We start from the raw sequence: 22,265 nt of genomic DNA on the forward strand, positions 1-22,265 counted from the left end.
CCCAATTCAAGACCTGACACACGTAAAGCTTGCAGCGCGATCGATATCGCCTGAACCGGCGTACTTCGGCCACAGCGGATATTGGCACAACGGCCGGGTACGCCCGGCTGTCGCCGTGTTCACATCGGTGGCAATCGGCTGGTCGGGCGCAATGCCCTTTTCGACCCAGTCATCCAGCGCGGCCAGCGAATTCCAGTCCATCTTGAAGTCGCCGCCGCCATGGCCGTACCCCGGCACTTCAAAGTAGCGGATGAAGCGGTTCACGGCGTCGGCCCCCATCGTCGCAACGACGCTGTGGTAGTAGTTCTCGGTCCAACGTGGCGCAACCAGTTCGTCGTCCTTGCCATGCGCAAGAATCAGCTTGCCGCCACGCTGCAGGAACCGTGACAGGTTCGGATCGGCCACGAAGAACTCGGTGCTCCAGACATTGAGCCGGTCGATGACGCCACCTGGAGACTTCGGGTCGAATGCCAATGAATCCGCGTCAACGTTCTGGGCAAACGTGCCTCGGAAAATCGGATCAAAGAGCCAGTTCCAGCCAGGATGCACGCCGATTGCAGGCCGCTTGGTAATGGGGGCGGCCGTCCCCATGCCGGACCCGGGCGAATTCAGCTGAATGCCTGAGCGATAGATGCCCAGTCCGGGGTAGCCGGTCTCTTTGCTTGCCAGCGTATAAGGCAGCGTGAAGTCGGCGGCGATGGTATCGAGCGCGGCGATCTGCGGATCGCTCAGGCACATGTCGCCTTGGTCGGCGCCACCTGGACAGCGTAACGCCTGAACGTCGAAGCGGCATGCGGCGGGATTCGACACGATGCCGTCCGCGGCGCCGTCCAGCGCGTCGCAGGCGGCCACGACCGCGTCATGCAGCACCGCACGCTTGGCCGGGTTGGGGTAGGCGCCCGGGGCGGCCAGGGCGCGCGAAAGCTGGCCCCATGCCATCATGCGGGCAACACCGCCCCCGGCAGGGTAAAGGGCAATCACGCCGTCATAGTCGTCGGGAAACTTCTGCACGGCGGCCAGGGCCTCGCGGCCACCGCCGGAGCGACCGGCAAAATAGACGCGTTGGGGGGTGGCGCCGTACCGCGCCTTGACCAGACCAAGGGCGACGTCGCGGGTCCGCTTGACGGACGCGTACCCATAGTTGGCCGCGACATCGTCATTCAGGAATGCGCGGGCCTGGCCTTCGGAATCGGCCGCGTTCGCGACCTGGTGTCCCCCGTCACTGCCAAACGTGGCGTATCCGGTGGCCAGGGGCACCGGTTGGGCGGGTGCGCCCGGCGCGTCGGTGGTGGCTGTGACGACTACGCCGTTCAAACCTCCACCGCCATACTGGACCGCCTTGCGGTTCCAGGTGGTAGGCAGGTTCACCTGGGCGGTGACGCCGGGCGCCGTGGGGTCGACCGATTCCACGTGCACGATCACCTTGCAATGTTCCGGAGTGGCGGCAACGCCGGTGCCGGCAGGCGCTTGCAAGTCTGCCGTGACAACCTTGGCGCCGCGTGATGGCAGGCCGATCGCGGTTGCCGGGATGGCAAGTCCGCGCAGCGCAACGCACGCCTGTTCCGCGGTCATAGGCGCCACCGCGGCTGGCGCCGGGTCGTCATCACCTCCGCAGCCCGCCAACATCAGCGGCAAACACAGCATGCCGCCCGCGATCCTGAATGTGTTCATGTCCTGTCTCCCATCGTTGGTGTTGTGTCGCCAATTCTTGGGGGCATGCGGTGTTCGGTCCAATGAACATTTCGCTGGCGAACGATCGATGTCATCGAACATGCGAGCAGCACGCCGGATCACGTGTGGGTCGCGGGGCGGCATTCCATGTGAATGGCTTCCGCCAGGCGGCGGGCGGCGGCGCTGCGTGTTCGCTGTGCGTTCCACAGCAGCGCGGCGGTTCTGCTGACCTCGGGCTGGGTAATGCGCACCCGCGCAAAGTCCGCGCCGGCCGGCACGGCGCGTTCGAACAGCACCGCGCCCATTCCATTGAGCGACAGCGTCTTGAGCATGGCGTCGATCGAACTCATTTCCAGATGGATGGCGCCCTTCAGCCAACTGCCCAAAGACTCATCAATGCGCCGCCGGGACGAAAACCGCGTGGTCTGCAAGGCCAGGCGCAGGCCGGACAGTTCTTCAGCGGGGATGTGCGATCGCGGCGCGGCCGGATGCCGCGGCGGCACGGCCAGGATCAGCGCTTCTTCAAACAGCGGCTCCGCGACGATGTCGGGGTGTCCGGCCGGCGCGAAGGCGATACCCAGATCCAACCGCCCGTCTGCAATGTCCTGCTCGATAGCCAATGCCGGCAAGTCTTCCACCACGACGTGAACACCCGGGTGGGCGTTGATGAAGCGTGCAAGCGCAGGGGGCAGCAGGGTCGCGTTGTAGGTGTGGATCACGCCAACGCGCAGGTTGCCACGAAGCAGGCTGCCCAGCTCACGTACCGCTGTCGCACCGTCTTCGACTTCAAGCAAGGCACGGGTGGCGTACGTCTGGAAGGTACGCCCCGCCTCCGTCAGCTGCACGCCTCGGCCCACTCGGTCGAATAGTTCGACGCCCAGCAATTCTTCCAGCTGCCGCAGCTGGTGCGACAACGTCGACTGCGTGACATGCAATGCGTCGGCCGCTCGCGTTACGTGCTGCAGGCGCGCAACGGCAAGGAAGTAACGCAGATGACGCAGCTCTGGCGAAGCGTTCGATGGCATCGATGAGTTTGCTCTGAATTTGCCATTGGACCGAATGGATCAAGTGCGTGAGCATAGCGTCCATAACGAGGAGACACCACATGAAAAAACTGATTGCTGCGGGCGTCACAGGGCTGGTGTGCGTTTCAAGCGCAGTGGCCGCTGACTATCCAACCCGGCCCGTACGCCTGCTGGTCCACTTTCCCGCCGGTTCGTCAACGGACGTGATCGCTCGCGTCCTGGCCGAGAAAGTCGGCGCGAAGTTGGGCCAGCCGATTGTCGTGGAGAACAAGCCCGGCGCCGACGGAGCGATCGCGGCGCAGGAAGTGCAGCGCGCGCCAGCTGACGGCTACACGCTGCTGCTGGCCACCAACAGCCCCATGTCGGGCGTGCCAGTGTTACGCAAGTCGGTGCCTTACGACCCGGTGACGGACTTCACGCCAATCAGCGACGTGGGCCGCTACACCTTCATGGTCTACGTCAATGCAGGAGTGCCGGTGCGCACGTTGCCCGAGCTCGTGGACTACGCCAGGGCGCGCCCCGGCAAGCTGAGCTATGCGTCGGGCAACGTGACCGGGCAACTGGCCTTTGCCTATGTCGCCTTGAACGCCAAGCTGGACATGGTGAACGTGCCGTACAAGGGCGAACCTCCCGGCATTGCGGACCTGGTCGGCAAGCGGGTTGACGTCATGGTGGCGACCGCCGGGACCGGCGTGCCGCAGGTGCAGTCGGGCCGGCTGAAAGCGCTCGCTACCATCATCCCGAAACGCAGCTTTGTGCTGCCCGAGGTGCCCACGGTGCAGGAGTCCGGCTTTCCGGATTTCTCGCTGGCGCCCTGGGCCGGTCTGTTCGGACCCGCAAAGATGCCGGTCGACGTCGTTGCCCGGCTCAACCGAGAGTTTGCCGACGCCATGAAGCAGCCCGACGTGCTGCAGAAAATGGCGCAGCAGGAATTTGCGCTGACGCCGTCAACGCCCCAGGCGCTGGGTGCGCTGGTCGCACGCCAGCTTGCCGTCCACCGAGAGCTGGCCAACGCCATTGGCCTCCAAGCGGAGTAATCATGCCCTTCCACATCGAAACCTGGGACAAGCCCGACCATCAACAGCGGCGTCAGGAACTGCGTCCAGCACATCTGGCCTTTCTGGCCCGGCACAGCGCGCGCCTGCTGGCTTGCGGCGCCAAGCTGCACGATGACGGCCGGGATGCCGGTGGAGGCATCTACATCCTGGACACCGACGATCGCGACGAAGCACAACGTTTCATTACGTCCGACCCCTTCCACCAGGGCGACCTGTTCCGGGAGGTCCGCCTGACACGCTGGCGCAAGGCCTATGTTGCAGGCCAGTGCCACCTGCCTTCGCCCGGCGCCACCTGACCTGACAAGACTTCATGAAAATCGATTCCCTGACGACCGTGATCGTCGACCTGCCGGTCGCGCGGCCGCACAAACTGGCCATGGCCACCATCCACCGGCATTCACTAGTGCTCGTCCGGTTGCGCACCAGCGACGGGGCCATGGGCATTGGCGAGATCGCCATCATCCCGCACTACGGCGAAGAGTCGCCCGAGGCGGTCAAGGCCACCATCGACCATGTGCTGGCGCCGCATCTGCTGGGCCAGGATCCGCGCAACATCGGCAGTCTGCTGCATCGCATGGACCAGGCCATCAAAGGCAATGCCTATGCCAAAGCCGGCATCGAGATGGCCTGCCACGACGTCAGCGCTCGCATCCTTGGTGTGCCCGTATCGAGCTTGCTGGGAGGCCTTGTCAGGGCACGGTTGCCGGTGCTGTGGGTACTGGGCAACGGCGAGATCACCAAGGATGTGGACGAGGCCGAAGCCAGGCTGGCCGCACGCACGCATCGCCTCTTCCTGGTCAAGATCGGCCATGGCGATCCCGCCGAAAACGTGGATCGTGCGCTGGCGATCAAGCGAGCATTGGGCGATCGCGCCAGCGTGCGCGTCGACGTCAATCAGGGGTGGGATGAATCCACTGCCAGCTGGGGCATCGAGCGTCTTCAAGACGGCGGCATCGACGCCATCGAACAGCCTGTTCCACGGTGGAATCTGCCAGCCATGCAACGCCTGGCCGAGCGCTTCGCCGTGCCCATCATGGCTGACGAAGCCGTCGCCACGCCGGATGAGGCATTGGCCTACGCCCGCCACGGCGGGGCGGACGCATTCTCGATCAAGCTGACCAAACACGGCGGCATCGCCCGCACCCGTCAGGTGGCGGCGATCGCCGAGGCCGCCGGTATTTCCTTGTTCGGCGGCACGATGATCGAGGGCGCCATCGGCACGTCGGCATCCGCTCAGGTGTTCGCGTCGGTCGCCCGGCTGGCGTGGGGCTGCCAATTGTTTGGTCCGCAGCTGCTGACGGACGACATTGCCGTCGGCAGTGTGGTGTACGAGGATTTCGAACTGGTCGTGCCGACCGGCCCGGGATTCGGGTTCGAAGTGGATGAGGAGAAGGTGGCGCATTACGCGCGACGGGCGTGACCGGTCGCGATCGCCACTTGCATCCCGCAATCCATTGCTACTCTTGCGCACTCATTGGCTTCAGCCATGATCAACGCGATATCCGGATCGACTCGGCAGATCGCGCGAGCGACCACCTGCGCCGTACGCGGATTCCACCGCTTCGTAGGGCGCCCCGGCGGCACGGAAGGAAGGTCGCGCAGGCTCTTTCCAGTCCCGCCACTTTGCCGCGCGCGGTTCCGTCTTGATGTAGTAGACGAAGCCTTCGCGCCGGGATGTGGGTTGCCGGCCCAGCAGGAAGTCCAACTGGTCGATGCCGTCGATGATGCGGTCATCAGGCAGCGCTGCGCCTGCAATGCGGGACAGGGTCGGGAACAGGTCGACCACATGCAGAATGTCGTTGCTGACAATGCCGGCAGCGACCTTGCCAGGCCAGCGCGCGATCAAGTGAACCCGCAATGCGCCTTCCACGCCTGCCGGCTCCCGTCGTGGAGGCAGCAACCTATATCCAGAGTCTGTCGCTGGTCGCCAATTCGCAGTTGTTGACCGTCACGCCGCGCCGTGCGGCTGAACGCCAGGCAGCACTCGGATTGGTGCGGATCGTCGATATCCGCTTGAAGATTTCGCCAATGCAGGTGGGATTGATCACTCGCCAATCGGCGGCGCAACTTCCGGCTGTCGCGTTATTCCAGAGGTGTTTCGCAGACAGCGTGGATGCCGCGTCGACTCACACCGACCCAGGTTAAAAATCAAATTTTCCCGAAATCTGCCACATCTGCCGTCGCTGTCCGTCATGCGGCAGATGTGGCAAAAAACCGGCATTTTTGCTTTTGCACTGCTCCGGCGCCCGAAGCACGCCGGCTGGGCAGTCGGCGCCGGCCGACGCGGTCAGGCAAGGTGAGGCGCGAGGCGGCTCACATCGTTCATCTCTGCCAGCCCGTCCAGCAATGCCATCAGGGTATCGAGGGCGTCCGCCGGATACCGCTTGCCCAGTTCCGCCCGCGCTCGTGCTTCATGATCCGCCATTGAAAATGGGCGCGATGCGCTGCCTTTCGGGGCAAGCACGAAGGCCGAATAGTCCTTGCCATCGTCAAGCATGACGGTGACCCGCGCGCTGACCGACTCAATGGTGCTGGTGCGCTCGACCTCCGGGTCGACCACGCACTCGACGCGGGCGGTCAGGGACATTACCGAAGGATTTGCCAGTCCAGCTTCGAAGTCATCGACATTCAATGCGGCGGCCGGCCCGGCTGGCTGGTACATGGCAAGGGCAACGCTGAAGGGCGCGCTCATCTGGGCCGCCTGCAGGTCGCCCGGCTGGTTGGAGGTCAGCCGGCCCTGGATCACTTTGGGAATGCCAAGTTGCACCCGTCGAATACGATCCGTGGAAATGCCGTGCTCGCGGCATACGGTGCTGGCGGCTTCGATGGCGGACTGCACTCGCGCGCTGCACGCATGCGGCTTGATGGCGACTTCGAGCAAACGGAAGTCGCGGCCTAGTCCGTTGCTGATGTGCGTGAAGTCGTTGGCATCGGCATAGGCACGAGCAAAACCGTCCTGGCCTTCAAGGATGTCCACGGGTCCCGAAAAGCCGCTGTCGACCAGCATGGCGGCCCGCACGCCAGAACTCGCGGCCTGCGCGGCATGGATGCGCTTGACGGTCGAACCGGAATGGTAGAACTGGGTGAGCCCGCCGCAGAACGACGCCCCGATGCCTATCGATTCGGCGATGCGGGTGGCCCGATCGGCACCCTTCGACAGCAGGGCGGACGCCGCGACCGCCGCGCCAAATACCCCGCATGTGGACGTGCTTTGGAAGCCGCGCTTGAAGTGGCTGGGTTGAATGGCCAGTGCGATGCGGATCATTGCTTCGTAGCCCGCCGCGACGGCGGCCAGGACCCGGCCGCCTGGCAGGTGATGCGCCTGACCGATAGCCAGCGCCGCCGAAAACACGATACATCCCGGGTGCAGCATGGCGCCGACATGCACGTCGTCCGCATCCAGACTGCCGGCATACACGGTGTTCATGAAAGCGGCGCTGACGGGATCAGCGGGGGCCGATGCGAACAGGACCGGTGCGTGGCCCGGGCCTGCCGTGTGCTGCGCATACGTGCGCGCCCAGTCGCTCCATCCCATACGTTCGCCAACCGATGCGACGCGCAGATAGTCGAGCAGGCAGGCCTGCAGCGCAGCCTGCACATCGGCAGGGAGGTGGCGGTAGTCCAGGTCAGCGGCAAATTCGGCGACTTGCCGTGTCGGGCCGAGAGACACCGGGGACGCGATCGTCATGCAGACTCCAATTCAGTGGCGCAGGGTGAACAGGGCGGACACGTCGGGCAGGTGCTCGATGCGGCGTGCATGGGCCAGCCAGTCGCGGCATGCCGCGTCGCCGAGCACCGGGCCGGCGATCGTCAGGAAGCGGGCGCCGACTTCGTCGGCCGTCATGGGGTTTTGCGGACACCCTTTGGGGTGTTCGATAAAGGCTTCATGTCGGCTGCCGTCTTTCAAGATGCAGATGACACGCGCCGGCACGGCCTCGGCCGTTGTCAGCCGTTCCACGTCGGCATCGACCACGCACTGCGTGCGGCTCGACAGGTCGCGGATGCGCGCATCGTTCATGCTGGCTTCGAAGTCATCGATGGACAAGGCCAGTGGACCGCTGCGCGACGGCGCCAGGGCGATCGCCATTGCGACCGCGAACGGGGTGCTGAGTTGTGCCTGCTGGTTGTCGACCGGCTGGTTCGCAGTCAGTTTGCCCACCATGGCGCCATGAACGCCGATCTCGATGCTTGCGACGCGGTCGAGGGTGACGCCTTGGCGCGCAAGTACGGCAGCCGCCTCGATCGCCGACTGCATGCGTACGCTGCCGGCGTGCGGCTTCAAGGAAATCCATTCGGTGGGGTAGTGCTGTCCCAAGCGCTCGAGCGACGTGGCCGGGTCGTAGCGATCCGAGAACGCACGTGAAAACCCCTGCTTGCCTTCGATGGCATCGTGCGGACCGCTCAGGCCGGCATGGGCCAGCAGCGCCGCTTCGACGCCGTTTGCCGCGGCCTTGCCCGCATGCAGCCGTTTGATGTCCGATCCTGAGACAAAGAACTGCGAGATCCCGCAAGCAAACGTGGCGGCAATGCCCAAGGCGTTGCGGCACCCTTCGTCCGATAATCCCAACAGGCGCGCACACGCTGCGGCGGCGCCGAACACCCCGCAGGTGGGGGTGCCTTGAAACCCCCGCAGGGAGTGTTCGGGCTGGATGGCCATGCCGATACGGATGGCGGTTTCGTAGCCCGCCAGCACGGCGGTCAACAGATCGCGGCCATTGGCGCCTGTGGCTTGGGCCATGGCCAGCGCGGCGGGCCAGATGACGACACCCGGATGGATGATGGCGGCAACGTGCGAGTCATCCCAGTCCAGACTGCCGCACGCCACGCCGTTGACGAAGGCCGCCCGGGATACGTCCACCTGCGTATCGGAAAAAAGAGCTGGGCTTGCCGGCCCGACGCGTGGTCGCCATACAGGGCGGTCGCGGCATGGGTCCAGGGGCGATCCTTGCCGGCGGCTGCCGCGCGGAACATGTCGATCAACAACACGGGCATCAGCTCACGGATGTGACGCGGCACATCGTGCCATGCCAGCGTGGCGACGAAGCGGCCAAGCGTATCGGTCACGGCGGGCGTGCCGGAAACAATGGTGTCGGGATTGAGCATGCTCATCATTCGGCCTTGATGTTGCCGTCGCGGATGACCTTGCCCCACTTGTCGTAGTCTGCGCGCAGGTAGGCGGTCAGATCCGCGGGCGTGCCACCGCCAAGCACGATGGCCTCTTCGGCGAAACGCGCCCGATTCTCGGGGGACGCAAGAATCTTGTTCATCTCGGCGTTCAGCCGGGCCGTGATGTCGGCAGGCATGCCCCGCGGGCCGTACAGCCCCCACCATTGATTCGATTCGAAGCCTGGCAAGCCCGACGCCGCGATGGTGGGCAAGTCAGGCGCGATGGCGATGGGCTGGGTGCTGGTCACGCCCAATGCGCGCAGCCTTCCCGACTTCATCATGCTGTTCACGCTGGCATAGGCGGCGAACAAGGCAGTGACTTGTCCGCCGGCCGTATCGGCAACGGCGGGCGCCGCGCCTTTGTAGGGAACGTGCAGCAGGTTGATGCCCGCGGATTGCTTGAACAGCTCGCCCGTCAAGTGGCTGAGCGTGCCTATGCCGTTGGACCCGAAGTTGTACTTTCCTGGAGACGATTTGGCCGCCGCGACCAGGTCGGAAACCGACTTGATGGGCGCGGACGCCGTGACGACGAGCACGTTGGGCGAGTAGCCAATGAAGATGACCGGGGTGAAGTCCGTGAACGGGTCGTAAGGTGACTTGGGACCAAGGTGGGGGTTGATCGACATGGTGCTGCTTGAGGTCAGCAGCAGGGTGTAGCCATCGGCAGCGGCCCGGGCAACGTATTCAGTCCCGATGGCGCCGCCCGCACCTGCCTTGTTGTCGACAACGAACGGTGTCTTGAAGGCTTCCGTCAGCCGCTGCGTGACCAGGCGCAGCACCACATCGGCCGCACCGCCGGGCGGGAAGGGCGTGACCACATGAACCGGCTTGTTCGGGTAGTCCTGCGCGACTGCCGCCGCGCTGGACGCTACAGCGAACGCGCACCCCATTGCCTTCAAGACCCAACGTTGAATCGCCATCGTCGTCTCCTCCAAGCGGGTGTCTCCCGCAATGGGGGGCATGTCTTGCCCCGGTTTTTCGCAAATATATATACGGGTCGACATTTGCATACAACGGCGTTACGTATGGATGCATCTCGTCAGGATTCTTGGATATGGCGCCGGGCGAGACATGCCCTGTATATAATGCATATACGTTTCATATATAGGCATGCCATGGGGATCGTCAGAATCTCGGACCTGATGCACGAAAATTTGCGGCTGGCGGGTAACGCGCTCAGCAGGTCGATCAACGCGCAGGCGGAACATTGGATGCGGGTCGGCATGTTGATCGAAATGCATCCGGACCTGGACTACCGCGACATCTGTCAGATGTTGATCCGGGCGGAATTGACCGGTGGGCTGGACATTGCCGCGGCGGTGTCCGACCCGCCCACCGGGCCCGGCAGTCTGCCGGCAGCAGTGTCCAAGACGGCATCCACGGCCGCTTCAAAAACGGCGGGGCACTAAGGTGGGCCCCACTCCCATCCGCACCGCTGAAGAACTTGCCCTGTCGCGCCGCGCGGCGCGGTTGGCGGCCGACGTGTTGGCGATGATCGAGCCCTTCGTCGTGCCGGGTGTCAGCACCGAACGCCTCGATACGCTCTGCCATGACTACATCCTGGATGTACAAGGCGCGATTCCGGCAAACGTCGGCTACCAGGGCTATCCAAAAACGATCCTGACCTCAGTGAACCAGGTGGTGTGTCATGGCATTCCATCGCCCGACAAAATCCTGAAGGACGGGGACATCGTCAATATCGATGTCGCGGTCAACAAAGACGGCTGGTTTGGCGACACCAGCCGGATGTATTTCGTCGGCACGCCCAGCATCCTGGCGCGCCGTCTGGTCGAGACGACGTACGAGGCATTGGTTGCGGCCATCCACGAGGTCAGGCCGGGTGCGACGCTGGGCGATGTCGGCCACGCCATCCAGTCCGTCGCGCAGCGGGAGCACTTCAGCGTGGTGCGCGAGTACTGTGGCCATGGCATTGGCGATGTCTACCATGACGAGCCTCAGGTGCTGCATTTCGGCCAGCGTGGACAGGGCCTGAAGCTGAAGCCCGGCATGGTGTTCACGATCGAACCGATGTTGAACGCGGGCAAGCGCGACACCAAGACCCTGTCGGACGGATGGACCGTGGTCACAAAGGACAGGTCCCTGTCCGCGCAGTGGGAACACATGGTGGCCGTGACGCAGGACGGGTATGAAGTGCTGACGGCGTGGCCGGGCGGAACGGGGAATTATTCGGAGGTGTGAGGCAAAAGCCGCCGGCCTGCCGACGTCACGTCTCAGGCGTCGATTCCGACACTGCGCGGCGGCAAGCCTCAGCCCCGCGCCAGCAGCTGCGGCAACGCCGACGCCAGCAAGGCGACGCCCGACGCCGTCAGCAGGCCCAGCACCACCCGTTTGAACGCCACGTCGCTGATCCCGATATACAGCTTCGACCCCAGCAGCGACGGAATCAGCATGGCCGGCGCAACGATCGCGAACGCCGGCCACATGTCGCGGGTGACGATGCCGCTGGCCAGATAGGTGGCCATCGTCACCGCCAGCATCGAGAGATTGAAGTTCTGGATGATGCTGCGCTGCGCGTCGCGCGGGTAGCCGCGCAAGGTGCACCATAGCGTCGGGATGACGCCTGTAAAGCCGCCGATGCCGCCCATGATCCCACCCAGCGCGCCCGACACGCCATCGGCAATGCGGCCGCCGCGCCGGACGTGGGGGATCTGGCCGATCAGCAGCATCACGGGGCACCACGTCACCAGCAATGCGCCCAGGAAGACCTTGAAGATGACCGGGTCGAGCAGGGGCAAGAGCGTGACGCCGATCGGGATGCCGGCCAGTCCGCCGATCACGAAGGGCAGCAGGCGCTTCATGTCGAAGCCACGCCGCACGGTCACGGCGGCGATCACCTGGCCCGTCAACGCGCCGAACACAGACAGCACCGCGGCCAGCTGGGGGTCGAGCACCCATGCCCAGATGGCCATGGCAGTCATGCCAAAGCCGAAGCCTGACAGGCCCTGAACGAAGCCCGCCACGATGGCGCCCACGATGATGACCGCAAGCGGCATGTCCATGTCGTCTATTTCTCGCGGTGGTCGAGTTCGTCGTCGCCGCAGGCGTGGCGCAACTTCTGCAGCGTCCGGTAGAGCACCTTGCGTTCGTTGTTCGTCAGTACACGGATCATGTCGGCTTGCGCCTTTTGTGCAATGGGCATCGACTTTCTGTACAGCTCGGCGCCCGCATCGGTCATGCGGCATTCCAGGCCTTGCCGATAGGACCCATTGACGGCTTCAAGCGCGACAAGGTTGCGCGTTTCCAACAGGCGCAGGGTGCGGCTGACCAGGGACTTGTCGGTCGCCGACAGGCGCACCATTTCGGAGAATGGCAGGGACCCGGCTTCGGCCAGGACCGAGAGCATGCGCCATTCGGCCATGGTCAGATCGAAGCTTTCGGCGTAGGGAAGGGTGACCGTGCGGCGCAGTGCGTTGGCGGTGCGAACCACCAGCGTGGTGATGAAGTTATCGACGGTCAGGCCGGCGCCGTCTTCGCCCAGATCGACCCAGGGATGGTCATCGGCCGAAACAGGATGGGCGGAAGGTGCGGGAGGCGGCGACGGTTTCTTGGCTGGCATGAGGGCAGGTGGGATGCCCCAGCGTGGGGCGTATCGGCAAGCGATTATTCCATAGGGCGGCGCACGCCGCGCGCCGTGACGGTGCGCAGTCTGCGGCCAATGCGAGGTCATGTCATCCACGGGAAATTTCTTGTTGATGCATCAACAATAATGGCGCATGATCTCGCCGTTCCACCAAGCCGCGTCCGTGCTGTGCTTGGCGGCACGCCACCCACTTTGATTCGTGAACCCCATGGGCTTGCCGTTGCGGATGCAATGTCGCCGCAAGCCCCGCCGCCGCCCCTCGGAGCACCGTGATGAATGTGAATCGCCGCCAGATCCTTGCCGCCGCCATGGCGTTGTCGTGTTCGCTGGGCCTGGGCACTGCCCATGCCGCCGCCGCGAACTACCCCGTCAAACCGATTACCGTGATCGTGTCGTACCCCCGGGCGGCGACACCGACGCCATCGCGCGCCTCTTTGCCGAAAAGCTGAGCGAGCGCCTGAAGCAGACCGTGGTGGTCGAGAACAAGGGCGGCGCCGGTGGCGTGCTGGGCAACTCCTTCGTCAGCCGCGCGCCGGCCGATGGCTACACGCTGCTGTTCACGCCCAATCCGTTCACGACCGCACCCATGGTGCTGCGCCTGGCGCCCAGCGCGAGCTATGACGTGCTGAACGGCTTCGAGCCGATCATCCAGACCGCGACGCAGCCGCTGATCCTGGTGGCCAATCCGAATGCCGGCTTCAAGACCATTCCTGAAATGATCGCGACCGCCAAGGGCGGCAAGCCGGTGACCTACGCCAGCCCGGGCGCCGGTTCGCCCATGCACGTGGTCGCCGAATGGCTGAACCGCAGCGCCGGCGTCAAGATCCAGCACGTGCCGTATCGCGGCGTGGGTCCGTCGGTGACCGACGTGGTCGCGGGCCATGTGAACACGGCCTGGGTGACCATCGGCGCCGTGTCGCAATACCTGGCGAACGGCCGCCTGGTGCCGCTGGCCATTGGCGATGCGAAGCGCACGCCGCTGGCCCCGAACGTGCCCACGCTGGTCGAACTTGGCTACAAGGACGTGATCGTTGGCGCGTGGAACGGCTTCTTTGCGCCCAAAGGCACACCAGTTGACATCGTCAACCTTTTGAACAGCCACCTGAACGAAATCGTGAAGCAGCCGGAAGTCGTGACGAAGCTGGCGGTGTTCGGCGCATTGCCGGCCGGCGGCGCGCCGTCGGTGCTGGGCAAGACCAATGCATCCGACTATGACGTCATGGGCAAGATCATCAAGGACCTCGGCATCACTGCCGAGTAAGAGCACTGCCTGACAAGAAGAAGGAGACCAGGATGAAGGTATCCACGATCGGTACCGCCGTCCCGCAAGTGACGGCGCGATCGAAAGTACTGGGTCGCGCGATGTATGCCGGCGACCTGAAAATCGCCGGCATGCTGCACGGCAAAGTCCTGCGCAGTCCGTATCCCCATGCGCGCATCGTCAGCATCGACGTGTCGGCGGCGCTGGCCTTGCCGGGCGTCAAGGCCGTGCTGACGGGCGCCGATGCGCCCCGCGCGAAGTGGGGCGTGCATCACAAGGAACGCCGCATCCTGGCCGAGGGCAAGGTGCGCTTCGCGGGCGAGGAAGTGGCTGCGGTCGCCGCGATCACGGAAGAGATCGCACGCGATGCGCTCGATCTGATCCTGGTCGAGTATGAAGAACTGCCTGCGATCCTGACGCCCGAAGAGGGCCTGGATGAAGACGCGCCCGGCGTTCACGACGGGCGCAACAACGTGTCGCACGAAATCCGGATCGAACACGGCGACGTGGACGCGGCCTTTGCGTCCGCCGATCTGGTGCACGAGGCGACCTATCGTTGCCACGCCCAATATCCGGGCTACCTGGAACCGATGGCGACGGTCGCCACCATCGACGCCGATGGCCGGCTGGAGGTCTGGACTTCGACCCAGTCGGCCTTTCTGGCCCGCGCGCGCCTGTCCATGGCGCTGGAAATCCCGGTGTCCCAGATCCGTGTGCACCAGGCGACGACCGGTGGCGGTTTCGGCGGCAAGATCGTTGAGGACGCCAACAACCTGCTGGCGGGGCTGCTGGCGTTGCGCACGGGCAAGCCGGTGCGTCTGGTGAACAACCGGCTTGAAGATTTCCTGGCGTGCTGCTCGAGCGTGCCCGAGGTCCTGACGCTGAAGCTGGGCATGTCGCGCGACGGCACCATCGTTGCCAAAGACCTGCGCGTCGTTGCCGAGTGTGGGGCCTATAGCGGACTCTCGGCAGAGATCATGCACGTGACCGCCATGCGCAGCGACAACATGCATCGGCTTACGAACGTCCGATCGCAGGCCACGTTGGTCTATACGAACAACCCGCCACACGGCGCATTCCGGGGCTTTGGCGGCTCGCAAATGCAATTCGCGCTGAACAGCCACATCGACACCATGGCGCGCGCGTTGAATCTCGACCCGATAGACATCCACAAGCGCAATGCGATCGGCGCCGGCGAGGTATCGATCCACGGGTGGAAGATCGGCAGCACCGGCTTGAAGGAATGCCTGGACCAGTGCGCCGACGCGATCCAGTGGAAGTCCAAACGCGCCGCACCGCGGTCGCCGGGCATTCTGCGCCGAGGCGTGGGGATCGCGGCCGCCATGCACGTCAGCGGCAATCGGACGATCGGCAACTGGGACGGGTCCACCGTCATGCTGAAGGTCAATGAAGACGGCCGCATCATGGTCCACAGCGCCGAAGCAGACATGGGACAAGGTGCGATGACCATGCTCAGCCAGGTCGTCGCGCACGAACTGAACGTGCCGCTTGCGTCGGTGCATGTCGTTGCGCCTGACACCGATCTGTCGCCCTATGCCATTGGCTCGCTGGCGTCCCGCGTGACGATGGCGGCCGGCAACGCCGCGATATTGGCGGCGCGGGCGGCCCGCGAGAAGTTGTTCGAGCTCGCAGCCACGACGTTGAAGACGACGGCCGATCAGCTCGAGATCGTGGATGGCGCCATCCGCATCCGCACGCAACCCGAGAAGTCGGCAACGCTGGCGCAAATCGCCGCGTTGCACATCTGGCGTCATGATGGCGAGGGCTTGCAGGTCAGCGCGACCTGGGACGCCAAGACGGAAATGCATGCCGACGTGCATGGCAACGTGGCGCCTGCGCATTCGTTTGCCGCGCAGGCTGTCGAGGTCGAAGTGGACACCGAAACAGGTCGAGTCACCGTCATCGACAGCTTCGTGTCCGACGATTGCGGCAAGGCCTTGAATCCCATGGCGATCCATGGTCAGACCAACGGCGCATCCGTGCAGGCCATGGGCTGGGCGCTCTACGAAGAACTGCAGCTGGAAAACGGCCGGCTGATGAACGGCAACTTTGCCGACTACACCATGCCCACGGCCGACGCCGTGCCCATGCTGCGCACCGGGCTGGTTGAATCCAACGATCCGAATGGCCCGTACGGCGCCAAGGGCGCAAGCGAAACGGCGATCCTGCCGGGCGCGCCCGCCATTGCCAACGCCGTGTTCGATGCGATCGGCGTACGGATCACGGACCTGCCGATCACACCCGAAAAAGTGCTGGCCGGCCTGCGTGCCCGGCAGGCCGCCGCAGGAGACAACGCCCATGCGTGATTTCGAATTCCTGGAACCCACGAGTGTGGAAGAGGCAAGCCGCCTGCTGGCCGATCTGGGCGAGGACTGCCGCGTCATGGCCGGCGGATCGGCACTGATGCTGGCCATGCGCCAGCGCATGCTGATGCCGACCCACGTCATTTCAGTGGCGAAGGTGGAGGCCCTGCGCGGCATCCGCTTCGATCCGCGGCAGGGGCTGCGCATTGGCGCGCTGTCCCGGCATATCGACGTGGCGGACTCGCCCGTCGTCAGCCAACACTATCCGATGCTGGCGTCGATGGCGGCGCGGCTGGCCAATCCTCAGGTGCGTCACCAGGGGACGTTGGGCGGCAACCTGTGCTACGCCGATCCGGCAACCGATCCGCCAACCTGCCTGATGGCGCTGGACGCGCAAGTCGTGCTGGGCAGCGTGCGCGGTGAACGCGTGCTGTCGATGGAAGCATTCCTGGTCGATTACTACGTGACCGCGCTCGAACCCGACGAGATCGTGGTCGAGATCCGCGTTCCTGTGTTGCCGGCCGGTTTTGCCGGCCGCTACACGCGCTATCTGCGCACGGCGGCCGAACATCGGCCGCTGGTCAACGTTGCCGTGGCAAGCCGTCGTGATGGCGCTGGCTACGCCGACCTGCGCGTGGTGGTGGGCGCGTCCACGCCCGTGCCATGCCGGGTGCCACGCGCCGAAGCGTACCTGACCGGCAAGACGGTCACTGCCGATGTCGTGCGCCAGGCCGCCGACATCGTTGCGGCGGACATCGATCCGATTTCCGACCAGCGCGGCGGGGCGGACTTCCGCCGCGACATGGTGCGCGTGGTCATGCGGCGCACGCTGGCAGGTGCGTTCGGTGTGGTCCTGCATGACAAGGAGACAGTATGAGCAAACACCTGATCGAGGTCACCGTGAACGGCGACACACAGCAGGTCGAAGTACCCGCGCGCCGGATGTTGTCGGACCTGCTGCGCGATGACCTGAACCTGACCGGCACCAAGCGCGGCTGCGAAACCGGCACCTGCGGCGCATGTTCGGTGCTGCTCGACGGCGACGTGGTGAAGTCCTGCCTGTCGCTGGCGGTGCAGGCCAATGGCCGCAGCATCACTACCATCGAAGGCCTGGCCAAGGGCGATGTGCTGCATCCGCTGCAGGAAAGCTTCATGCAATGCGGCGGCCTGCAGTGCGGCTATTGCACGCCGGGCATGATCATGACGGCCTGCCACATGCTGGCCAGGAATCTCGACCCGACCGAGCACGACGTGCGCGAAGGACTGAGCGGCAATCTCTGCCGCTGTACCGGGTACACCCAGATCGTCGAGTCCATCCTTAACGCTGCGGAGAACATGCGTGGAAATTGAAAAAGTATTGGTGGTCGACGCGCCGGCAGACCGCGTCTGGAGCATGTTGCTCGACCCGAACGTGATGGGCGGCTGCGTGCCCGGCATGAAGTCGATCCAGGTAGTAAGCGATGTCGAGTACATCGCGGTGATCCACGTCAAGATCAGCTTCATCAGCGCGAAGTTCAAGCTCAATACCAAAATCGTCGAGCAGCGCGCTCCCAACTATCTGCGCACCGAAGGCACGGGCGAAGACGCGTCGGTGGCGAGTTCGCTGAAACAACAGAGCGAGATCTTCCTGACCGCGCTGGATGACGGCAAGACCGAACTGCGCATCAAGGTGAAGGTGGATGTGCTGGGCCGCCTGGGCTCGTTCGGGCTGAGCGTGATGAAGACCAAGGCCGACCGGATGTGGGATGAGTTCGGGCAGAACCTGGTGAATCGTTTGAATGGGGTGGCCGGGCCGGAAAGCGTGGTGTCGGGCGGTGCGTCGACGCCTTCGCAAGTGAAGTCTCCGCCTGCCAAGGCGTTGGGCACGCCGGCCGAGGCGACGTCCGCGGCGGTGGGTGCGGCGGATACGGCAACGACCGTGGCGGCGGAAGACGGCTCGGCGCCCGGGGCGCATTCGGCTACGGTTCCCCCGCACTCGGCCACCGCATCCACCTTGCGCGCCACGGTCGACGGCCAGCATGCGTCCCGCGCGGTCGTTGACGATGGCAACTGGTGGACCCGGCTGCTGCGCGGCAAGAACGCCGCGGCTGCAACGTCCGGTACCGCGGCGGGCGGCCCGTTCATCCACGTGGAACTTCGCCGTGGCGACACGACCGTCAATGTCGACTGGCCGATTGAAGGGTCGCGCGATTGCGCGGCCTGGCTGACGGACGTGCTGAAGTAGGGCGTGCTGCAGCGGGCTCGGGTAACATCGGCCCGATAGGGGCATGCAAGGCACGCGGTGAACAAGGTACGGGGTCGCAAGGCACGCCGCCGCATCGCGTGTCGTGCGACCCCGTTCTTGCGAGTGCTTGCCGATGTCCGACCTTCCTGCTCCGCCACCTTCTTCTTTACTTTCCCCGGATTCCGAATCGCTTCCGGTCGACGTGCGTTTCCGCATGCGCGTGCGCAAGGGGGACACGGTTGCACTTGGACCCGGCAAGGTCGCGTTGCTGGAAGCCATTGCCGAACACGGTTCGATCTCCGCCGCCGCGCGCAGCCTGAACATGTCGTACCGGCGCGCGTGGATGCTGGTCGAAGAAATGAACCAGTCCTTGAAGTCGCCCGCGACCGCGTCCGAGCACGGCGGCAAGGCGGGCGGACGTAGTGTGGTCACGCCGGCAGGCGCCGCATTGATCCAGTTGTATCGGGACATTGAAGCGCGGGCCTACGCCGCCGCGCAAAACGAGATCCGCAGCCTGGCGGACCTGTTCAAGCCGTGATCACGCCAGCAGCGACACCGCCTTGACCTGGGCCCACGCCCGCATGCCGGGCGCCAGGGCCAGCCGGTCGCACGAATACTGCGTGATCCGGGCCAGCAACGGAGTGCCGTCGGCATCCAGTCTCAGCAACCGCTGGGCCGTCGACGCGCCGGGCGCGACTTCGGCCACCGTCACCGGCAATACGTTCAGTATGCTGCCGTCCTGCTGAGGCGTGAGCGAGATGCTGACATCCCGTGCCATCACGACCAGCCGCGCTCGCTGACCGATGACCATCGGCGGCCGCACGACGCGGAAGGTCGACGTGCTGCCGGGCAGTGCTACCGTCACCAGCTGGTAGGCCGGATCGTAATGCGTCACCACGCCGTCTACCACCACCGACGCGTCATCGCCCATGGCAGGCGGCAGATCCACACGCGACAACAGATCGCCAATGGTGCCGCTGGCCAGCACGCCGCCGTCTTCCAGCAGCACCAGATGATCTGCCAGCCGCGCGACTTCGTCTGGCGAGTGGGTGACATACACGACCGGGATGTCTAGCTCGTCATGCAGGCGTTGCAGGTAGGGCAGGATCTCCTGCTTGCGCTGCGTGTCCAGCGCAGCCAGCGGTTCGTCCATCAGCAGCAGGCGCGGACTGGTCAACAAGGCGCGCGCGATACCCACCCGCTGACGTTCCCCGCCCGACAATCGGTCCGGTGCGCGGTCAAGCAGATGCCCGATTCCCAGCATGGCGGCCGCCTCTTCCAGCCTGACGCGGCGTTCCGCCCTGGCGATCCGCTTCAAGCCAAACGCAAGATTCGCCCGCACATCCAGATGAGGAAACAGGCTGGCTTCCTGGAACACATAGCCGATGGGCCGTCGATGCGTGGGCAGCGTGACGCCGCGCGAGGTGTCCAGCCACGTCTCGCCAGCGACGCGCAAATGCCCTTCCGACGGCGTTTCCAGGCCCGCCAGGCAGCGGAGCACGGTGGTCTTGCCCGATCCCGATGGCCCGAACAAGGCAGTCACGCCGCGACCCGGCAAGGCCAGCTGCACATCCAGTGTGAAGCCGTCGTACCTGAGGTGGAACCGCGCGTCGATCATGGATGGAACGGCGCATGCCGCCGGCGGGCGTACAGCAGCAACAGGATGGCGAACGAAAAGACCAGCATCCCGCCCGCCAGCCAATGCGCCTGCGCGTATTCCATCGCTTCGACGTGCGAATAGATCTGTGTCGACACCACCCGGGTCTTGCCCGGAATGTTGCCGCCTATCATCAGTACCACGCCAAATTCGCCGACCGTGTGCGCAAAGCCCAGAATGGCCGCGGTGATGAACCCCGGCCGCGCCAAGGGCAATACGACGGTGATGAAGGTGTCCCATGGACTGGCCCGCAAAGTGGCGGCCGCTTCAAGCGGACGTGGGCCGATTGCCTCGAATGCGTTCTGCAAAGGCTGCACCACGAACGGCAGCGAATAGAACACCGACCCCACCACCAGGCCCGCAAAGCTGAACGACAGCGTGCCCAGGCCAAGCTGCTGCGTCAGCTGCCCGAGCGGTCCGTTCGGCCCCATCACCACCAGCAGATAGAAGCCGATCACGGTAGGCGGCAACACCAGGGGCAAGGCCACGATGGCGCCGATGGGCCCCTTCCACGCCGACCGCGTGCGCGACAACCACCATGCGACAGGCGTACCGACCAGCAGAAGCAGGACCGTGGTGAGTCCGGCAAGCTGGATCGTCAGCCAGATCGCGGACAGGTCGGAGGCGTCGAGGGGCATGCCGAGGCGCACTCAGTTCTGGTAGCCGTACGCGCGGATCACCGCCGCGGCGGCCGGACCTTTCAGATAGTCGATCAACGCGCGCGCGGCGGGATTGTCTTTGCCCTTGGCCAGAAGGACGGCGTCCTGCCGGATGGGATCATGCATCGATGCAGGCACTTTCCAGGCCGACCCGCTGGTGATCACCCCATCTTTGAAGATCTGCGAGAGCGCAACGAAACCGAGTTCGGCATTGCCGGTCGACACGAACTGGTGCGCCTGCGCAATGCTCTGGCCTTCAACGATCCTGGTGGCGACGGCCTGCGTAAGGCCAAGCTTGTCCAGCACTTGCGTGGCCGCCAGGCCATACGGCGCGGTCTTGGGATTGGCGATCGCAAGATGCGCAAACTGATTGGCCTTGAGCACATCGCCATTCGCGTCCACGTAGCCGGACCTGGCCGACCAGAGAGCGAGGGCGCCCGTGGCATAAGTGAAGCGTGAGCCGGCAACCGTCAGGCCTTCCTTGTCGAGCTTTTCGGGCGTGGTGTCATCGGCCGCCAGGAACACGTCGAACGGCGCGCCATTGCGGATCTGCGCGTAGAACTGCCCGGTCGCACCAAAGGCGGCCACGACCTTGTGCCCCGTCGCTTTTTCGAAATCCGCGGCAATGGCCCGCATCGGCGCCGTGAAATTGGCCGCCACCGCGACCTGAACGTCGGCCGCCCGTGCGGCGGACAGCCCTGCCGCAAAAAGGGTAAGGACGCACAGGCAACGCGGTATCGGGCGGGTAGGCATCGGAAAGTCCCAAGCGGTTTCGTTATGTTCGACAATATACAACGACTGGTGTCACCAGGCCACATACCGCCAGATCAATGCTGCGCCCGACGCGGCAACGATGATGCTGACCATTCGCAGGAACTTTGCTTTTGGCAGGGATAGCGTGATGCGCCGGCCTATCGCCGTGCCGATCAGCATGGCCGGTGCAAGGCCCAAGGCCAGCAATAGCAGCTGCCGATCGGCATAGACGCCGGCGAGCAGGAACAGCGTCAGCCGGGTGAGCGTGCTCAAACCAATCAACGTGGATTGCGTGACGCGTTGGCGATCGGGCGACGCGATACGGCCGCCAAGATAGATGGCGTACACAAAACCGCCGCTGCCGAACAGGGCCGAGCAGACTCCGCCCACCAACCCGAAGGGCAGGGCCGCGCGCGGGCTGAAGGTGGCGGGGGCCGCCAGCCGATCGCGGCATAGACCCCGTAAGCCAGTGCGAACAGGCCCAGCGCACCTTGCAGCGGCGCGGGGCGGCCCAACAGCAGGATGGCCGCGCCGACTGCGCTGCCTGCCAGCATGGCGGGGACGAGCCGGCCAAGCTCGCTCCGGTCCGCCGCCTGCCGGTCGCGTGCCACGTTGACACACGCAGCCGCGAAGTCGAGCAGCGCCAGCAGCGGCACGATGGTGGACAAGGGCAACCAGTTGGCCAGGACCGGCCCGGCAACCAGCGCCGTGCCAAAGCCGGCGATGCCGAAAATGATGTAGGCGATGAGGACGCCCGAGCAGACGGTCAACAACGCGAGGGGCGGAAGAGGGAGCAGGTCGGGCAGGCTGTGCAGGTCGGGCATGGACGAACATCGTACGAATCGGGTTCGTCAATGTAGCGATCG

General features: G+C 64.9%; 22 protein-coding genes and 2 pseudogenes. 12 read left to right on the forward strand and 12 right to left on the reverse strand.

The window, feature by feature from the left end; all coding sequences use genetic code 11:
• Nucleotides 1-6: 6 nt before the first annotated feature.
• Both ACNANG_RS12880 and ACNANG_RS12885 read right to left on the reverse strand, forming a co-directional pair.
• A complete protein-coding gene (locus tag ACNANG_RS12880) occupies nt 7-1,671 on the reverse strand; it encodes a tannase/feruloyl esterase family alpha/beta hydrolase (RefSeq protein ID WP_420223279.1) in 1,665 nt (554 codons plus the stop codon).
• A 119-nt stretch (nt 1,672-1,790) separates the two neighbouring features.
• Nucleotides 1,791-2,696 carry a LysR substrate-binding domain-containing protein gene (locus ACNANG_RS12885; protein WP_420223280.1) on the reverse strand — a complete coding sequence of 302 codons (906 nt, stop codon included), beginning with the start codon at nt 2,694-2,696 and terminating at the stop codon, nt 1,791-1,793.
• Between the two features lie 80 nt (nt 2,697-2,776).
• Between ACNANG_RS12885 and ACNANG_RS12890 the strand changes: the two genes are divergently transcribed.
• From ACNANG_RS12890 to ACNANG_RS12900, 3 genes are read left to right on the forward strand one after another with little or no spacing between them, the layout of a single operon-like run.
• Nucleotides 2,777-3,733: a Bug family tripartite tricarboxylate transporter substrate binding protein gene (locus ACNANG_RS12890; RefSeq protein ID WP_420223281.1), complete on the forward strand. Its 957-nt coding sequence runs from the start codon at nt 2,777-2,779 to the stop codon at nt 3,731-3,733.
• A 2-nt stretch (nt 3,734-3,735) separates the two neighbouring features.
• Entirely contained in the window at nt 3,736-4,050 is a 315-nt protein-coding gene (locus ACNANG_RS12895) for a YciI family protein (protein ID WP_420223282.1), read from the forward strand.
• 14 nt (nt 4,051-4,064) lie between these two features.
• Nucleotides 4,065-5,174, forward strand: a complete 1,110-nt coding sequence (locus tag ACNANG_RS12900; RefSeq protein ID WP_420223283.1) for a muconate cycloisomerase family protein — start codon at nt 4,065-4,067, stop codon at nt 5,172-5,174.
• Between the two features lie 60 nt (nt 5,175-5,234).
• On the opposite strand, the gene ACNANG_RS12905 is transcribed toward ACNANG_RS12900, so the two are convergent.
• The gene (locus ACNANG_RS12905) at nt 5,235-5,612 is read right to left on the reverse strand and encodes a hypothetical protein (RefSeq protein ID WP_420223284.1); all 378 of its coding nucleotides are present in this window, start codon (nt 5,610-5,612) and stop codon (nt 5,235-5,237) included.
• Between the two features lie 29 nt (nt 5,613-5,641).
• Here ACNANG_RS12905 and ACNANG_RS12910 point away from each other — a divergent pair, with 29 nt between their 5' ends.
• On the forward strand, nt 5,642-5,899 hold the full coding sequence (locus tag ACNANG_RS12910; protein WP_420223285.1) for a hypothetical protein: 258 nt from the start codon (nt 5,642-5,644) through the stop codon (nt 5,897-5,899).
• 142 nt (nt 5,900-6,041) lie between these two features.
• Here the strand turns inward: ACNANG_RS12910 and ACNANG_RS12915 are convergent, their stop codons facing one another.
• From ACNANG_RS12915 to ACNANG_RS12925, 3 genes are all read right to left on the reverse strand, one after another.
• Nucleotides 6,042-7,442 carry an MmgE/PrpD family protein gene (locus tag ACNANG_RS12915; RefSeq protein WP_420223286.1) on the reverse strand — a complete coding sequence of 467 codons (1,401 nt, stop codon included), beginning with the start codon at nt 7,440-7,442 and terminating at the stop codon, nt 6,042-6,044.
• Nucleotides 7,443-7,454: 12 nt separating this feature from the next.
• The gene (locus ACNANG_RS12920; protein ID WP_420223287.1) at nt 7,455-8,612 is read right to left on the reverse strand and encodes an MmgE/PrpD family protein; all 1,158 of its coding nucleotides are present in this window, start codon (nt 8,610-8,612) and stop codon (nt 7,455-7,457) included.
• A 250-nt stretch (nt 8,613-8,862) separates the two neighbouring features.
• A complete protein-coding gene (locus tag ACNANG_RS12925; RefSeq protein WP_420223288.1) occupies nt 8,863-9,840 on the reverse strand; it encodes a Bug family tripartite tricarboxylate transporter substrate binding protein in 978 nt (325 codons plus the stop codon).
• Nucleotides 9,841-10,035: 195 nt separating this feature from the next.
• Here ACNANG_RS12925 and ACNANG_RS12930 point away from each other — a divergent pair, with 195 nt between their 5' ends.
• On the forward strand, nt 10,036-10,329 hold the full coding sequence (locus tag ACNANG_RS12930) for a ParD-like family protein (protein ID WP_420223289.1): 294 nt from the start codon (nt 10,036-10,038) through the stop codon (nt 10,327-10,329).
• Nucleotide 10,330: 1 nt separating this feature from the next.
• The gene (gene map / locus ACNANG_RS12935; protein ID WP_420223290.1) at nt 10,331-11,119 is read left to right on the forward strand and encodes a type I methionyl aminopeptidase; all 789 of its coding nucleotides are present in this window, start codon (nt 10,331-10,333) and stop codon (nt 11,117-11,119) included.
• Nucleotides 11,120-11,187: 68 nt separating this feature from the next.
• On the opposite strand, the gene ACNANG_RS12940 is transcribed toward map, so the two are convergent.
• Nucleotides 11,188-11,940, reverse strand: a complete 753-nt coding sequence (locus tag ACNANG_RS12940) for a sulfite exporter TauE/SafE family protein (protein ID WP_420223291.1) — start codon at nt 11,938-11,940, stop codon at nt 11,188-11,190.
• 5 nt (nt 11,941-11,945) lie between these two features.
• Nucleotides 11,946-12,608 (reverse strand): MarR family winged helix-turn-helix transcriptional regulator, encoded by a 663-nt coding sequence (locus ACNANG_RS12945; RefSeq protein WP_420227536.1) that lies wholly within the window; start codon nt 12,606-12,608, stop codon nt 11,946-11,948.
• Between the two features lie 185 nt (nt 12,609-12,793).
• Here ACNANG_RS12945 and ACNANG_RS12950 point away from each other — a divergent pair.
• The 6 genes and pseudogenes from ACNANG_RS12950 (at nt 12,794) to ACNANG_RS12975 (ending at nt 18,868) form a co-directional block, all read left to right on the forward strand.
• Nucleotides 12,794-13,782 (forward strand): annotated as a pseudogene (locus tag ACNANG_RS12950) (Bug family tripartite tricarboxylate transporter substrate binding protein).
• 32 nt (nt 13,783-13,814) lie between these two features.
• Complete coding sequence (locus ACNANG_RS12955; protein ID WP_420223292.1) at nt 13,815-16,109, forward strand: xanthine dehydrogenase family protein molybdopterin-binding subunit; 2,295 nt, start codon at nt 13,815-13,817, stop codon at nt 16,107-16,109.
• Entirely contained in the window at nt 16,102-16,983 is an 882-nt protein-coding gene (locus tag ACNANG_RS12960; RefSeq protein ID WP_420223293.1) for an FAD binding domain-containing protein, read from the forward strand. The genes ACNANG_RS12955 and ACNANG_RS12960 overlap by 8 nt, the downstream gene beginning before the upstream one ends.
• A complete protein-coding gene (locus ACNANG_RS12965) occupies nt 16,980-17,456 on the forward strand; it encodes a (2Fe-2S)-binding protein (protein ID WP_420223294.1) in 477 nt (158 codons plus the stop codon). Before ACNANG_RS12960 ends, ACNANG_RS12965 begins: the two co-directional genes overlap by 4 nt.
• Entirely contained in the window at nt 17,446-18,330 is an 885-nt protein-coding gene (locus ACNANG_RS12970; protein ID WP_420223295.1) for a CoxG family protein, read from the forward strand. Before ACNANG_RS12965 ends, ACNANG_RS12970 begins: the two co-directional genes overlap by 11 nt.
• 133 nt (nt 18,331-18,463) lie before the next feature.
• Complete coding sequence (locus tag ACNANG_RS12975; protein ID WP_420223296.1) at nt 18,464-18,868, forward strand: winged helix-turn-helix domain-containing protein; 405 nt, start codon at nt 18,464-18,466, stop codon at nt 18,866-18,868.
• Here the strand turns inward: ACNANG_RS12975 and modC are convergent, their stop codons facing one another.
• The 4 genes and pseudogenes from modC to ACNANG_RS12995 form a co-directional block, all read right to left on the reverse strand.
• Nucleotides 18,869-19,948 carry a molybdenum ABC transporter ATP-binding protein gene (gene modC, locus ACNANG_RS12980; protein ID WP_420223297.1) on the reverse strand — a complete coding sequence of 360 codons (1,080 nt, stop codon included), beginning with the start codon at nt 19,946-19,948 and terminating at the stop codon, nt 18,869-18,871.
• Nucleotides 19,945-20,625 carry a molybdate ABC transporter permease subunit gene (gene modB, locus ACNANG_RS12985; protein ID WP_420223298.1) on the reverse strand — a complete coding sequence of 227 codons (681 nt, stop codon included), beginning with the start codon at nt 20,623-20,625 and terminating at the stop codon, nt 19,945-19,947. The genes modC and modB overlap by 4 nt, the downstream gene beginning before the upstream one ends.
• A 12-nt stretch (nt 20,626-20,637) precedes the next feature.
• Nucleotides 20,638-21,399 carry a molybdate ABC transporter substrate-binding protein gene (modA, locus tag ACNANG_RS12990; protein WP_420223299.1) on the reverse strand — a complete coding sequence of 254 codons (762 nt, stop codon included), beginning with the start codon at nt 21,397-21,399 and terminating at the stop codon, nt 20,638-20,640.
• Nucleotides 21,400-21,450: 51 nt separating this feature from the next.
• Nucleotides 21,451-22,223: pseudogene (locus ACNANG_RS12995) on the reverse strand (sulfite exporter TauE/SafE family protein).
• Nucleotides 22,224-22,265 lie beyond the last annotated feature (42 nt).

The organism is Pigmentiphaga litoralis, assembly GCF_048632615.1.
Classification (GTDB): domain Bacteria; phylum Pseudomonadota; class Gammaproteobacteria; order Burkholderiales; family Burkholderiaceae_B; genus Pigmentiphaga; species Pigmentiphaga litoralis_B.

Coding starts and splice junctions, on each gene's coding strand:
- ACNANG_RS12955 (WP_420223292.1), top strand. CDS start 13,815: ATGAAGGTATCCACGATCGGTACCGCCGTCCCGCAAGTGACGGCGCGA.
- ACNANG_RS12900 (WP_420223283.1), top strand. CDS start 4,065: ATGAAAATCGATTCCCTGACGACCGTGATCGTCGACCTGCCGGTCGCG.
- ACNANG_RS12895 (WP_420223282.1), top strand. CDS start 3,736: ATGCCCTTCCACATCGAAACCTGGGACAAGCCCGACCATCAACAGCGG.
- ACNANG_RS12975 (WP_420223296.1), top strand. CDS start 18,464: ATGTCCGACCTTCCTGCTCCGCCACCTTCTTCTTTACTTTCCCCGGAT.
- ACNANG_RS12880 (WP_420223279.1), bottom strand. CDS start 1,671: ATGAACACATTCAGGATCGCGGGCGGCATGCTGTGTTTGCCGCTGATG.
- ACNANG_RS12945 (WP_420227536.1), bottom strand. CDS start 12,608: ATGACCTCGCATTGGCCGCAGACTGCGCACCGTCACGGCGCGCGGCGT.
- ACNANG_RS12890 (WP_420223281.1), top strand. CDS start 2,777: ATGAAAAAACTGATTGCTGCGGGCGTCACAGGGCTGGTGTGCGTTTCA.
- ACNANG_RS12930 (WP_420223289.1), top strand. CDS start 10,036: ATGGGGATCGTCAGAATCTCGGACCTGATGCACGAAAATTTGCGGCTG.
- ACNANG_RS12885 (WP_420223280.1), bottom strand. CDS start 2,696: ATGCCATCGAACGCTTCGCCAGAGCTGCGTCATCTGCGTTACTTCCTT.
- modB (WP_420223298.1), bottom strand. CDS start 20,625: ATGCCCCTCGACGCCTCCGACCTGTCCGCGATCTGGCTGACGATCCAG.
- ACNANG_RS12940 (WP_420223291.1), bottom strand. CDS start 11,940: ATGGACATGCCGCTTGCGGTCATCATCGTGGGCGCCATCGTGGCGGGC.
- ACNANG_RS12925 (WP_420223288.1), bottom strand. CDS start 9,840: ATGGCGATTCAACGTTGGGTCTTGAAGGCAATGGGGTGCGCGTTCGCT.
- modA (WP_420223299.1), bottom strand. CDS start 21,399: ATGCCTACCCGCCCGATACCGCGTTGCCTGTGCGTCCTTACCCTTTTT.
- ACNANG_RS12965 (WP_420223294.1), top strand. CDS start 16,980: ATGAGCAAACACCTGATCGAGGTCACCGTGAACGGCGACACACAGCAG.
- modC (WP_420223297.1), bottom strand. CDS start 19,948: ATGATCGACGCGCGGTTCCACCTCAGGTACGACGGCTTCACACTGGAT.
- ACNANG_RS12915 (WP_420223286.1), bottom strand. CDS start 7,442: ATGACGATCGCGTCCCCGGTGTCTCTCGGCCCGACACGGCAAGTCGCC.
- ACNANG_RS12960 (WP_420223293.1), top strand. CDS start 16,102: ATGCGTGATTTCGAATTCCTGGAACCCACGAGTGTGGAAGAGGCAAGC.